The 13250-nt window shown below is 67.6% G+C and carries 13 protein-coding genes; 9 read left to right on the top strand and 4 right to left on the bottom strand.

Annotation, left to right across the window (positions count from 1 at the left end; all coding sequences use genetic code 11):
• Positions 1-23: 23 nt before the first annotated feature.
• On the bottom strand, positions 24-743 hold the full coding sequence (gene epsI, locus ABC347_RS00360; RefSeq protein ID WP_413243809.1) for an exosortase-associated protein EpsI, V-type: 720 nt from the start codon (positions 741-743) through the stop codon (positions 24-26).
• Positions 740-1579 carry an exosortase V gene (gene xrtV, locus ABC347_RS00355; RefSeq protein ID WP_413243808.1) on the bottom strand — a complete coding sequence of 280 codons (840 nt, stop codon included), beginning with the start codon at positions 1577-1579 and terminating at the stop codon, positions 740-742. The genes epsI and xrtV overlap by 4 nt, the downstream gene beginning before the upstream one ends.
• 212 nt (positions 1580-1791) lie before the next feature.
• On the opposite strand from xrtV, the gene ABC347_RS00350 reads away from it, so the two are divergent.
• Complete coding sequence (locus ABC347_RS00350) at positions 1792-2655, top strand: hypothetical protein (protein WP_413243807.1); 864 nt, start codon at positions 1792-1794, stop codon at positions 2653-2655.
• 62 nt (positions 2656-2717) lie between these two features.
• Positions 2718-3251: a retropepsin-like aspartic protease family protein gene (locus ABC347_RS00345; RefSeq protein ID WP_413243806.1), complete on the top strand. Its 534-nt coding sequence runs from the start codon at positions 2718-2720 to the stop codon at positions 3249-3251.
• Between the two features lie 254 nt (positions 3252-3505).
• Here ABC347_RS00345 and ABC347_RS00340 read toward each other — a convergent pair whose 3' ends face one another.
• Positions 3506-4102 carry a PEPxxWA-CTERM sorting domain-containing protein gene (locus tag ABC347_RS00340; protein ID WP_413243805.1) on the bottom strand — a complete coding sequence of 199 codons (597 nt, stop codon included), beginning with the start codon at positions 4100-4102 and terminating at the stop codon, positions 3506-3508.
• 163 nt (positions 4103-4265) lie between these two features.
• Between ABC347_RS00340 and ABC347_RS00335 the strand changes: the two genes are divergently transcribed.
• The gene (locus tag ABC347_RS00335) at positions 4266-5339 is read left to right on the top strand and encodes a PA0069 family radical SAM protein (protein ID WP_413243804.1); all 1074 of its coding nucleotides are present in this window, start codon (positions 4266-4268) and stop codon (positions 5337-5339) included.
• Between the two features lie 12 nt (positions 5340-5351).
• A complete protein-coding gene (locus tag ABC347_RS00330) occupies positions 5352-5552 on the top strand; it encodes a hypothetical protein (RefSeq protein ID WP_413243803.1) in 201 nt (66 codons plus the stop codon).
• Positions 5553-5783: 231 nt separating this feature from the next.
• Here the strand turns inward: ABC347_RS00330 and mutL are convergent, their stop codons facing one another.
• Positions 5784-7532: a DNA mismatch repair endonuclease MutL gene (mutL, locus tag ABC347_RS00325; protein WP_413243802.1), complete on the bottom strand. Its 1749-nt coding sequence runs from the start codon at positions 7530-7532 to the stop codon at positions 5784-5786.
• A gap of 122 nt (positions 7533-7654) precedes the next feature.
• Here mutL and ABC347_RS00320 point away from each other — a divergent pair, with 122 nt between their 5' ends.
• The 5 genes from ABC347_RS00320 to rodA are packed head-to-tail and all read left to right on the top strand — an operon-like array spanning position 7655 to position 13196.
• A complete protein-coding gene (locus tag ABC347_RS00320) occupies positions 7655-8695 on the top strand; it encodes a rod shape-determining protein (RefSeq protein ID WP_413243801.1) in 1041 nt (346 codons plus the stop codon).
• Positions 8696-8711: 16 nt separating this feature from the next.
• Positions 8712-9617 (top strand): rod shape-determining protein MreC, encoded by a 906-nt coding sequence (gene mreC, locus ABC347_RS00315; RefSeq protein WP_413243800.1) that lies wholly within the window; start codon positions 8712-8714, stop codon positions 9615-9617.
• Positions 9614-10120 carry a rod shape-determining protein MreD gene (locus ABC347_RS00310; RefSeq protein WP_413243799.1) on the top strand — a complete coding sequence of 169 codons (507 nt, stop codon included), beginning with the start codon at positions 9614-9616 and terminating at the stop codon, positions 10118-10120. Before mreC ends, ABC347_RS00310 begins: the two co-directional genes overlap by 4 nt.
• Positions 10117-12096 carry a penicillin-binding protein 2 gene (mrdA, locus tag ABC347_RS00305; protein ID WP_413243798.1) on the top strand — a complete coding sequence of 660 codons (1980 nt, stop codon included), beginning with the start codon at positions 10117-10119 and terminating at the stop codon, positions 12094-12096. Before ABC347_RS00310 ends, mrdA begins: the two co-directional genes overlap by 4 nt.
• A complete protein-coding gene (rodA, locus tag ABC347_RS00300; RefSeq protein ID WP_413243797.1) occupies positions 12093-13196 on the top strand; it encodes a rod shape-determining protein RodA in 1104 nt (367 codons plus the stop codon). Before mrdA ends, rodA begins: the two co-directional genes overlap by 4 nt.
• The last annotated feature ends 54 nt before the right edge of the window (positions 13197-13250 follow it).

Here is a 13250-nt window from a genome sequence, read left to right as displayed (position 1 = left end):
GGTCGGCAATGTCCCCGCGCCGCTCACAGGCCGAGCAGCAGGCGCCGCCCCTCACCGCCGACCGAGGCGAGGAGCAGGCGATTGAAATTATCGAGTTCGGCCAGCGCGCGATCCGCGTTCGGCGTCACCGCCGATACGCGCACCAGCACGCCATCGGGCATCGCCCCGGCCAGGTTCGACAGGAAGACCGACATCTTCTCGTCGCGCGCCGTCACCGGGAACCGGTCGCCGATCCGCGACCAGAACAGGATCTGCTCGGTCCGCTCGTTGCGCTGCGCCGATACGAAATTCACCTTGTGGCCGCCAGCCGCGCCCAGCACCACCGGCACCTCGCGCGCGCCGCTCAGCGTAAAGCCCGATGCCGGATAGCACACGTCGGGCCTATGCAGCATCAGCGTCGCATCCTGCGCGCTGCCATAGGCGATCAGCAGCATCATCGCGGGCAGCCCATCGGCGGCATAGACCCGCGTCAGCACCTGGTCGTAGATCCGCTCGGTCAGGTCGTCGGCCGGCGGCAGCACCAGGCCGCTCGCCGTGACATAATCGTACGGTCCGATCTTCTTCGGCACCACGCGGTCCAGCGTGCCTTCCTTCAGCGGCTCGGCGATGCGGCGCGGGCGCAGCACCATGCCGGTCGCCGCCGCCGCCATCAGCGCGCCGCCCAGCAGGAACTGGCGCCGGTTGGCAGGCGCCGCGATCCGCTCGCCGCCGCTCTCGCCGGGCAAGGCCGCGTCGGCGCTCATGCCGGCCGCTTTCGGAACAGGCGGTCGCGGAACGGGCTCAGCACGGCATCCACTCCCATCAGCGCGAACAGCGCCACGAAGAACATCATCATGCCCGCCGCCTCGTGCAGCAGGCCCTGCGCAGCCGCATCGCCGAACCAATGCGTGATCATGACTAGGATCAGCACCCGGATCAAATTCGTCAGGATCGCGATCGGGATCACCAATGCCGCCAGCAGCGCGGCATAGCGCCAGTCGGCCCGGTGCCGCAGGAAGATGTAGAACAGCCCGATCGCCAGCAGCGAGAACAGCGAATTCATCCCCGAACACGCCGCCGCCACCAGCAGTTCGTACGGGCCGATGAACAAGGCCGTACCGCTGAACGCCACCGGCAGGCCGAAGAAGCTCGTTACCGCCACCGCCGCCTTGGTGATCAGCAGCTGCAGGCTTCCGGTCAGCGCCACCGTCACCGAATAGGGCGGCGGCACCAGGAAGAAGAGATAGAGGATCGGGAACCACAGCCCCTTGGTCACACGCCCGCCATTATAGGCGTAGAACACGGTCAGGAGCAGCAGGCTCACGAACAGCCATTCGATCGACACCGCACCAATGATGCGTCCGATCAGGAAGCCGACCGTGAACAGCGCGAATGCCGGCACCACCAGTTTCGTGCGCCCCGGCCGGGCCAGATGCTTCAGCGGGCCATATTCGCGGGCGAACAGCCACAAACCGGTCGCCAGGATGATCGGCCCCTGCGCGCCCTGCTCGGTCGTCCAGGTGATTCGGGCAAGCAGCATGATCCCCGGAACCGCGATTGCCGCGATTCCCAGGATCAGGAACCAGTGGTCCCGCAACATGGCCGGCACTCCGGGCAGTCCGCCACGGCGCGCGGATTGCATAAGCTCCGCCATCAAATCCCTCGCTTGGGGCCTCTCATATCCGCGCGCCCGCTTTTCTCAAAGCGCATTGGGGGTTAACATCGATCGGTCGGCTTTATGTGATGCGTGACGCGGACCCAATCTTGGCTTAGGCTGTTCAATCAGCGTGATGTGAACGGGGGCGACACGAAATGCCGGTAAAGCCGATCAAGCGACTGGCGCTTCTGTGGCTCGTGGTGTCCGCGCTATTCTTCCTGTGGGAATCGCGCCGCTATCGCGGCGTCTTCGCCTGGGCCACCGAATGGCAGATCGCACTGTTCGGCTTCTACAAGCCGGCGCTGACGATGCTGCTGCTCGCACTGATCATGTTCCTTCCGATCCTGATCGTTCTGCTGGTCCAGCGCCAGCGCGAGCGTCGCCAGAAGGTGGAACTGATCGATGCTGATCAGCCGCCAGTCACCGCCAAACGCTATCTGACGCTGCTCAACGTCTGCGGCCTGCTGTTCACGCTCGCCGCGATCGCCAGCGCGCTCTACACGCTGTTCCTGCCCAGTGCCTCGGGTACGCCGCAGCAGATCTCGGTCGCTACTGTCCCAGCCGGTGAGCTCCGGCAGGGCCCCGCCCGGCTCACAGGCGGCGCCGCCGAGGCGCGGACGTCGGTGTTCATCCAGAACTACCTGATCGGCAAGCGCGAGACACGCTATGCCGCGGTCCGCGCCGGATCGGGCAACGATGCCACCGTGCGCTTCTTCGTCGAGGTCGATCCGGTCGAGCGGGAACGCGGCGTGTTCGGCGATCCGTCGGTCAGCCGCACCGGCATCCTGGTCCGCAACGGCCTGCCGGGCACGATCGCGCGCCTCTATCGCGAGCTCGGCTATCCGGTCACGCGCCCGCACTATGTGCTCTACCAGTCAAGCATGCCCTATCGCCTGCCCTACTTCATCGGAGCGGTGCAGTTCGCGCTTGCCGGGCTGCTCTGCTGGCTGGTCGGCCTGTTCCAGACCCGACGGGTGCGCAAACTGCGCCGCGAGACGCTGCCGACCGCCACGACATGATGAACGGCGCGTCAACCGCGTTCGGAAAGCGATAGTTTCAAGCTCTTTGCCATTGTCCGCTCATGGACGCGGATCTCCTGCTCATGCCGATCATCGGCACGATCGCCACGCTGGCCGGCAGCCTCGCGCTGGCGTTTGGTCCGCTCGCGGATGATGCAGTCGCCGGCCCGACCGCGCTGACGGCGCTCACCCAGCTGGCCGCGCCCGGCTCCGCTTCCGCCAGCGGGGATGCGACCGTCTACAATCGCGCGGCCGATGGCATGTTCTATGTCGATGCCATGGTGAACCACCGTCCGGTCCGCTTCCTGGTCGATACCGGCGCCACGCACATCGTGCTAAGCCCGCGCGATGCCAAGCGCGTCGCGGCCGAGCCCGACCATCGCCGCCGCGCCGCCCGCCTGCGCACAGCTGGTGGCTCCGCGCCGATGCACTGGGCGATGCTGGGCCATGTCGGGATTGGCGATCGCACCGAACAATCCGTGCGCGCGGTCGTCGCCAGCGATCAGGCAGCGGTGCCGGTTTCGCTGATGGGCCAGAACATGCTGTCCCGGTTGAGTTCACTGACGATCGAAGGCGACCGCCTCACCCTACGCTGATCGCGCCGGCCGACAGCGCAAGAGTACCAAGCGCAACTATTCTTGATCCGCTGTCGAGCCAGTCTAGCTCCCGGCCATCGCCGACAGATGACGACGATCGGCGCAAGACCCTTTTGAGCAGCCGCTTTCCTCACCCGGCGTTCTCCCGCCGGCGCGGCATGCGAAATAGTCGGCTGACGGCGAACCGAACCAACTCTCAAGCTAGGCGAAGTCGGCGATAGCGACGGCTTCATAATCAGCCGCAGACGATCGCCTTATCTTGCGGTGACCAGAGTCTTCCGCCGACGCAGCATGAAGCCGGCACTCAGGAAGCCGATCATCAGCATCGCCCAGGTCGCAGGCTCGGGCACTGCGGGCGCCGGGTCGACCGGGAAGACTTCGTCCACCGGCGGCGGCGTAGTGCCGCCGGGAATGCCAGGGAGCGCCGGTACTCCGGGGATCCCCGGGGTCGACGGCGTCGGCGTCAGCGAGGCGAAATCGGTCGGGGCGGGGCCGTCCGGCACCAGGCCTGCGTCGGGCAGGCCATCGCCCGGGACCAACCCGCCCGGTTCGGCGCCCAATGGCGCAGCCGGTACCCCGGGCAGTCCGCGGATCGGCCGTCCGCCGGGGCGGCCGACCCGCGTCGGCCTCAGCGGGCCGCCAAGCCCGCCGACACGCAGTTCGACTGGGCCCTGAGCCGCGAATTCTTCGGTGATGGCGGCGGCAGCGGACGGATCCAGCTCGGCGCCGGGCTCCAGGATCGCCCGGGCATCCGTCACCGAAAGCCCGCCGATAAGGGCTGCGACGACGAGGCCTGTCAGCAGATGCTCGCCGTGCCTCTGTTCGGTGATCGCGCGACCGTCACCTGCCATGTGGAAAGCCCCCGTAAAAATACTCGTCCGAAAACCGTAACAGAAAACGCGCCAAAAGGTTGCTGAATTTTGATGAGCTGCGGATCGACCGTCCCGGAACGGATCGCTCTGGCGTCATTGCGGCGTTCTTGTATTGTTCTCATTCGTCGCTTAAAGTGCCGATATGTCCCTGCCCCCGCTTCCCGGCCGCGGCGCGACGCTGAACGCCGCCAGCGATCGCTTCAACCTGCCCGCTCGCGAGGCCGATGGTGACTGGCTCGATGCGATCGAGGACCTCGACGGTGGCCCGCCGCCGCTGCGAACCACCGTCACGATCGAGCGCGCCCGCACGATCATCGCGCGCAACAATTCGCCGGACGTGCCGTTCGATCGCTCGATCAATCCCTATCGCGGTTGCGAGCATGGCTGCGTCTACTGCTTCGCACGACCGACGCATGCCTTCCACGATCTGTCGCCGGGGCTCGACTTCGAATCGCGGCTGTTCGTGAAGCCCGATGCCGCCGCCCTGCTGGAAGCCGAACTCGCCAAGCCGTCCTATCGCTGCCAGCCGATCGCGTTCGGCACCAACACCGATCCCTATCAGCCGATCGAAGGCCGTTTCGGCCTGACCCGCCAGTGCCTGGAGGTGCTCGCCCGCCATGATCATCCGCTGACGATCACCACCAAATCGGATCGGGTCGTCCGCGACATCGACATCCTCGCACCGATGGCGGCCAAGGGCATCGCCGCGGTCGCGCTGTCGATCACTTCGCTCGATCCTGCCACTGCTCGCACGCTGGAGCCGCGCGCGCCGCACCCTGCCAAGCGCCTCGCTGCTGTGCGCGCGCTGTCCGCCGCCGGCATCCCCACCTATGTCTCGATCGCGCCGGTGATCCCTGCCGTCACCGATCATGAGATCGAGCATATTCTTGAAGCGGCTGCGGACGCCGGCGCCCGCGCCGCCTTCTTCCTGCCGGTCCGCCTGCCGTGGGAAGTGGCCCCGCTGTTCAAGGCCTGGCTCGATGCCCACCACCCCGACCGCGCCGAAAAGGTGATGTCGATCGTCCGCTCGATCCGCGACGGCCGCGAGAATGATTCGAACTTCTTCACCCGCATGAAAGGCACCGGCCCCTGGGCCGACCTCATTCGCCAGCGTTTCGTGAAAGCCTGCAAGCGGTACGGCTTGAACCGGGAACGGATCGTGGTGAGGAGCGACCTCTTCACACCACCGCAGGGGCGGCAGTTGACGCTGCTCTAACCTGTAGTCGTCGTGAAGGACAGAATTCAGGTCGGATCAGTGTCCGGCCTGATGGCGGTAACGCGATGGGCTGCGCGCGCCGATAGCGAACTGATGCGCAGCCTTACCGCAAAAATCGGAAAACTACGTGTCCTGGACCGCTGGGGCATCGATGTGACTGCATCATGTTTGCTACACGTGATCGGTTCACTGCCGAACGCGGCCAACTATTAGACCATGCCCTCTTCGCCCTATCTCCTTTGGACCAAGGAGGGACGCGGCAATGAGATTCACGATTTCGGGACTGGCAAATCTAGGACCTTTGCTGTTGCCTATCGCAAGCCCATGGCCAGCTTGGGCGGTCCTTGTTCTCGCCGTCGTAATTGGCTTGGTGCGGGTCGCAGTCGCCTTCGCATCATATGTGGCGGACATCATTCGAGCATAAAGAGAGTGAGGATCGTTGATCTACTTCCGCCCGAACAGCTTCTCCACATCCCCCAGCGCCAGCTTCACCCAGGTCGGCCGGCCATGGTTGCACTGGCCCGAATGCGGCGTCGCCTCCATCTCGCGGAGCAGCGCGTTCATCTCGATCACGGACAACGTTCGCCCCGCGCGGACCGAGCCGTGGCAGGCCATGGTCGCTGCGACATGATCGAGCCGTTCCTTCAGCGATAGCGCCTCGTCATAGGCTGCCAGCTCGTCGGCAAGATCGGTGATAAGGCCGGTCGGGTCGCCGCCGCCCAGCGCCGCGGGGGTCGCGCGCACCAGCATCGCCTTCGGGCCGAACCGCTCCAGCGCCAGTCCGAGCGCGGCGAGCTCGTCGATCCGCGCCTCGAGCCTGTCGCAGGCGGGCTCGTCCAGCTCCACCACCTGCGGCAGCAGCAGCGCCTGCGCCGGCACGCCGCCGTGCGCCATGCCGGCGCGCATCCGCTCCAGCACCAGCCGTTCGTGCGCGGCATGCTGATCGACCAGCACCAGCCCGTCCGCCGCCTCGGCTACGATATAGGTGTTCGCCACCTGCCCGCGCGCGATGCCCAGCGGGTGCGAGGCCGCGGCCGGCGGCTGCGTCACCGCCGGCTCGGCCCGCCCCGCCGGTTCGGGCAGATAATCCGGCCGCGCATCCCAGACCGACCCTTGCGCCGCGCCCCGCGTCGGCGGCGCCCAGGCCGGGGCCAGCGGCTCGACATGCCAGCTGCCGAGCGCGGCGGCGGACGGTCGCTGCACGCTGCGATGCCCCGCCGAATCAAGCGCGGCGCGCAGCCCGCCAACGATCAGCCCGCGGATCATCCCCGGATCGCGGAACCGCACCTCGGTCTTCGCCGGGTGCACGTTCACGTCGACTTCGTCCCCCGGCAGATCGATGAACAGCGCGACGACCGGGTGCCGGTCGCGCGCCAGCAGATCCTGATATGCGCCGCGCACCGCGCCGATCAGCAGCCGGTCCTTCACCGGGCGGCCGTTGACGAACAGATATTGATGATCGGCCACGCCGCGGTTGAAGGTCGGCAGGCCCGCGACCCCGCCCAGCGTCACCGTACCGCGAACATGATCCAGCGGCACGCTGTTGGCGATCAGCTCGCGATCGGTCAGCGCCGCCACCCGCGCCGGCCGGCTGTCCTGCGGCGTCACCGCGATACTGCGCCGCCCGTCATGCTCCAGCGTGAAGCCGATGTCGGGCCGCGCCATCGCCAGCCGCCGCACCGTATCGACGCAGGCGGCATATTCGGATCGCGCCGAGCGCAGGAACTTGCGGCGCGCGGGCACCCGGTCGAACAGCCCGTCCACCACCATGCGGGTACCGGGTGGCAGCGCGGCCGGCCCTTCTTCCGCCAACGCGCCATGATCGATCACCCGTCGCCAGCCATCCGCGCCCCGCACACGGCTTTCGACGGTCAGCCGTGCCACGCTTGCGATGGAGGGCAAGGCCTCGCCGCGGAAACCCAGCGTCGTCACCGCCTCGATCGCATCGTCCGGCAGCTTGGATGTCGCATGCCGCTCCAGTGCCAGCGCCATCTCGGCCGGGGTCATGCCGCGCCCGTCGTCGATCACCTCGATCTTCGAAATTCCGCCTTCGATCAAGGCGATAGCGATGCGCGTGGCACCAGCGTCGATGGCGTTCTCGACCAGTTCCTTCAGCGCCGCCGCGGGACGCTCGACGACCTCGCCGGCCGCGATTCGATTGATCAGATGCTCGGGGAGCCGTCGTATTGACATGCAGCAATCCCTAGCCCAAGCGGCGGGCTTCCGCGACCCGCCGTAACATCCGACAGAATCACACCGTTCCGGCGGGGGGGCGCGCGGCGCATCAATTGTCGATGGGCGGGACAGACGAGCACATGGCGTTCACACGTTGGTTCAAATTCATGTCGCACGACATGGCGATCGATCTCGGCACCGCGAACACGGTCGTCTATGTGCGCGGGCGCGGCATCGTCCTCAACGAGCCGTCGGTGGTCGCGATCGAGACGATCGACGGCCAGAAGAAGGTCCGTGCGGTCGGCGAGGACGCCAAGCTGATGCTGGGCAAGACCCCGGGCACGATCGAAGCGATCCGGCCGCTGCGCGATGGGGTGATCGCCGACATTGATGTCGCCGAACAGATGATCAAGCATTTCATCACCAAGGTGCATGGCCAGCGCCGCTTCCCGCGCTGGCCGGAAATCGTGATCTGCGTCCCCTCCGGATCGACCAAGGTCGAGCGCCGCGCGATCCGCGATGCCGCTTCCAACGCCGGCGCGAGCCAGGTCTGGCTGATCGAGGAGCCGATGGCGGCGGCGATCGGCGCGGGCATGCCGGTCACCGAACCGGTCGGCTCGATGGTGGTCGATATCGGCGGCGGCACCACCGAAGTCGCGGTGCTTTCGCTGCGCGGGCTGGCCTACACCACGTCGGTGCGCGTCGGCGGTGACAAGATGGACGAGGCGATCGGATCCTATGTCCGCCGCAACCACAACCTGCTGATCGGCGAAGCCACGGCCGAACGCATCAAGCAGGAAGTCGGCATCGCGCACATGCCGGAAGACGGCAAGGGTCAGACCATCCACATCAAGGGCCGCGATCTGGTCAACGGCGTGCCCAAGGAGATCTCGATTACCCAGGCGCAGATCGCCGAGGCGCTGAGCGAGCCGGTGTCCGCGATCGTCGAAGGCGTGCGGATCGCGCTGGAGAATACCGCGCCGGAACTGGCCGCCGATATCGTCGACCAGGGCATCGTGCTGACCGGCGGTGGCGCGCTGCTGCAGGGTATCGACAAGGTGCTGCGCGAGGAGACCGGCCTGCCGGTTACGGTAGCGGAGGATCCGCTGACCTGCGTTGCCCTGGGCACCGGCCGCGCGCTGGAGGACCCCATCTTCCGCGGCGTCCTGCAGACCGCCTGAGCGAAGGAGAGCGGCGATGGCGCCGCCCCGTCACCGCAGTCCCGGCTATTCGCGCCGCGCCCAATATGCGCTGTTCGCCGGCTATGTGATCGCGGTGTCGGGCATCGTGATCGGCCTGGCGCTGGTCGCGATCGCGCGGCTCGATCCGCAGGGCTTCGCGATCCTGCGCGGCACCACGCTCGATATCACCGCACCGGTCACCGGGGCCGGCCGCAGCGCGGTCAACTGGGTCGCATCGCTCGACGACGGTATCGTCGCCTATGTCGATGCCGGCCGCCAGAACGGGCGCCTCCGCCGCGAGAATGACATCGCGCGGCGCAAGCTGGTCGAGGCGCGCGCGATCCGCGCCGAGAATCGCCGGCTGCGCGCGCTGCTGCGGTTGGTGGAACGCACGCCCCAGACGGTGGTGACCACTCGCATCGTGGGCTCCACCACCAGTGGCAGCCGCCGCCTGGCGACGCTGGCCGCCGGCTTCAATCAGGGCGTGCGCCCGGGCCAGCCGGTGCGCGCGCCCGAAGGGCTGATCGGCCGCATCTTCGAAACCGGGCGGGGCTCGTCGCGCGTGCTGATGATCAGCGATGGCGGCAGCACGGTGCCGGTCGTGCTGGCGCGCGGCGGCCTGCCCGCACTGGCGCTGGGGACTGGAGACGGTCGGCTGCGGCTGCGGCCGCTGATCGCCGGCGAGAACCCGTTCAGGCGCGGCGACCTGGCGATCACCTCGGGCACCGGCGGCCTCTATCCACCCGGCATCCCGGTCGCGATCGTGACCGCGACCGACAATGACGGCGCGATTGCCTGGCCGCTTGCCGATCCCGCACGCGTCGATCTCGTTCTCGTGCAAGGGGTCTATGCGCCCGATGCCGTGCGACCGATCGCCGCACCCGGCACCGCCGCACCCCCGCCCGCCGCGCCAGCGCCATGAGCCGCCCCGCCCGCCCCTATCAGCCGGTCGTGATCCGCCCGGCGCGGGTGCGCGTGGTGCCGATCGCATCGACGCTGGCGGGATCCGCACTGGGCGCGCTGCCGGTGATCGCGTCCGCGCCTGCGCTGCCGCCGTTCGGCCTGCTGATGATGCTTGCCTGGCGGCTCCTGCGGCCGGAACTCTGGCCGGCCTGGGCGGGGCTGCCGCTGGGGCTGGCCGATGATCTGCTGACCGGTCAGCCGCTGGGATCCGGCATGGCGCTGTGGACGGCGGTGTTCCTCGCCGTCGACCGGATCGACAACCGATTGCCGTGGCGGGATTATTGGCTGGACTGGTCGATCGCGGCGGTCGCGCTTATGGTGGTGATGACGGGCCAGCTGTTCGCGGCCGGCCTCGCCCTCGATATGGTGCCGACCATGCTGCCGCTGATCGCGATGACGATCCTGTGCTTCCCGTTCGCCGCGCGCTTCGCCGCCTCGCTCGACAGGTGGCGGTTGGCATGAAGTGGCTTGCGCGCCGGCCGCGCATCGTGACCGAACATATGCAGGCGTTCAGCTTCACCCGGCGGGCGATGGTGCTGGGCGGCGCGCAGGCCGGCATCGCCGCGCTGCTGGCCGGGCGCATGGCCTGGCTCTCGATCGCGCAGAACGAACGCTATCAGTTGATGGCGGAAGACAATCGGGTCCAGCTGCAGCTGATCCCGCCACGCCGCGGCTGGATCGTCGATCGCACCGGCAAGCCGATGGCGATCAACCGCACCGATTTCCGCGTCGATCTGATCAAGGATCAGCTGCACGATGCTCCGCGCGTGCTGGCCGCGCTGCAACGCCTGTTGATGCTGCCGCCGGAGGAGATGGATCGGATCCGCGAGGATTTGGAGAAAGCCGCCGGCTTTCAGCCCGTGCCCGTGGCCGAGAATATCCCGTACGAACGCTATGCCGCGGTCTCGCTCCGCCAGCTCGAATTGCCCGGCGTCGTGCCGCAGCAGGGCTATTCCCGCTTCTATCCGGATGGCGCCGCGGTCGGCCATCTGGCCGGCTATGTCGGGGCCGCTTCCGCCAAGGATTATGAGGCGGAGAAGAACCCGCTGTTGATCACGCCGGGCTTCAAGATCGGCAAGGAGGGGCTTGAGAAGGTTGCCGAGCCTTTGCTGCGCGGCAAGCCCGGCGCACGCCGCAACGAAGTTACCGCCCGCGGCAAGCTGGTGCGCGAGCTCGCCACCCAGCCCGATGTCCCCGGCCGCACGCTGAGGCTGACGATCGACGCCGGGCTGCAGACCTATGCCGCCCGCCGGCTGGGCGATCATTCGGGCTCGGTCGTCGTGATGGATCTCGACAAGGGCCAGCTCCTCACGATGGCATCGATGCCGGCCTATGACCCCAACAGCTTTTCGGACGGCATCAGCCATGCCGAATGGGGAATGCTGTCCGCCGACGATCATCTGCCGCTGCTGAACAAGACGCTGCAGGGCCTGTATCCGCCGGGGTCGACGGTGAAGCCGATGGTGGCGCTCGCGCTGCTGGAAGCCGGGATCGACCCGAGCCAGGGGGTCCGCTGCACAGGCAGCTACCGGTTGGGATCGGGCCTGTTCCATTGCCACAAGCGCGGCGGCCACGGTTTCGTCAACATGCACTCCGCGATCGCACAGAGCTGCGACATCTATTTCTACGCGATGAGCCGCACGATCGGCATCGATCGCATCGCCGCGTCCGCGCGGATGTGCGGGCTGGGCGCGGAATATCCGATCCCGGTCGCTTCGCAGCGTTACGGCACCGTGCCGGATACCGCCTGGAAGCAGCGGAAATACAAGTCGGACTGGACGGTCGCCGATACGCTGAACGCCACGATCGGCCAAGGCTACATGCTCGCCAATCCTCTCCAGCTGGCGGTCATGACTGCGCGGATCGCCAGCGGGCGGATGCTGGTGCCAAGCCTTATCCCCGGCCGCGCACCCGCCGCGGCACCGCTTCCCGTTCCGGCCGAAAGTCTGGATCGGGTGCGCGCTGCGATGGGCGCGGTCGTCAACGGCGGCGGTACGGCGGGCCGCGCGCGGCTGCTGCTGCCCGGTATCGAGATGGCGGGCAAGAGCGGCACCGCCCAGGTCCGCCGCATCACCCGCGCCGAACGCGCGCGCGGCGGCAAGTTCGGCGGCGAAGGCGTGCCCTGGAAATATCGCGACCATGCGCTGTTCGTCGCCTTCGCGCCGGTAGTGGACCCGCGATATGCGGTCGCGGTCGTGATCGAACATGGCATCGCCGGATCCGGCGTCGCCGGGCCGATCGCGCGTGATTGCATCACCTGGCTCTATGATCCTGCCCGCGCGATGAAGACGCTCGAGGAACTGGAAGACGGCTGGGGCGGCGACATCGCGACCCGTATGGCCAGCAAGGCCGCGGCCTATCGATCGGCCCAGGCTGCGCCGCCGCCCGCCCCGATCGCCGCCAGCGCCGGCCCCGGCGCTGCGCTGGAGCGCGAATGATGCGGGATTCGATGGTCCCCGCGCCGCTGGCGCAGCTGCCCTGGCGGATCATCCTGCTGGTCGCCGCGATCGGCGGGTTCGGGCTGGTCGTCCTCTATTCTGCGGCCGGCGGAAACATCCGCCCCTGGGCCTTTTCCCACGCCATCCGCTTCGCCTTCTTCATCGGCGTGGCGATCGCGATCAGCCGCGTGCGCGAGGATCAGCTGAAGGCGATCGCGCTGCCCACCTATGTCGTGATCCTGCTGCTGCTGTTCCTGGTGGAAATCTTCGGCTTCGTCGGCGGCGGCAGCCAGCGCTGGCTCGATCTTGGCATCATCCGGCTGCAGCCGTCCGAACTCATGAAACCGGTGATCGTGCTGGCGCTTGCCCGCTTCTACGATCAGCTACCCGCAGGCGAAATCCGCCGGTTCAGCGCGATCTGGCCGGCCGCTGTGCTGATCGGGCTGCCGTTCGCGCTCGTCATGCTCCAGCCCGATCTGGGCACCGCGCTGATGATTGCGACAGGCGGCGCCACGATCATGTTCCTGGCCGGCATCCCGCTTCGGCTGTTCGCCGGCGGCGCGCTGCTGATGGGCGCGGCGATGCCGGTCGTCTTCTCGATGATGCACGAATATCAGCGCAACCGGGTGCTGATCTTCCTCGATCCCGAAAGCGATCCGCTCGGCACCGGCTATCATATCAGCCAGTCGAAGATCGCGATCGGATCGGGCGGCATCTTCGGCAAGGGCTTCCTCGATGGCACCCAGAGCCATCTCGATTACCTGCCCGAAGGCCACACCGATTTCGTGTTCGCCACCATGGCCGAGGAATGGGGCCTGCTCGGGGGGGTCGCGCTGATCCTGGGCTTCCTGCTGGTCGTGCGCTGGGGGCTGAACGTGGGGTTGCGGGGCCGCACCCGCTTTGCCCGGCTGGCGGCGGCCGGTCTCTCGATGACGATCTTCCTCTATGTCGCGATCAACCTGATGATGGTGATGGGCCTGGCCCCGGTGGTCGGCATCCCGCTGCCGCTGGTCTCGTTCGGCGGATCGGCGATGATGACGGTGATGCTGTGTTTCGGCATGCTGATGGCGCTCGATCGCGCGCATCGTGCGCGCCGCTAAAAACCGCGTCACAGGTGTTGCAGCCCGCCCGACCCCATGCTAACGGCGCGCCTC

Origin of the sequence: Sphingomonas canaveralia, from assembly GCF_047238125.1 — a bacterium.
Classification (GTDB): domain Bacteria; phylum Pseudomonadota; class Alphaproteobacteria; order Sphingomonadales; family Sphingomonadaceae; genus JBDFMH01.
The sequence above is the reverse complement of the archived record's forward strand: the minus strand, read 5'-3'. Positions and strand labels throughout refer to the sequence as shown.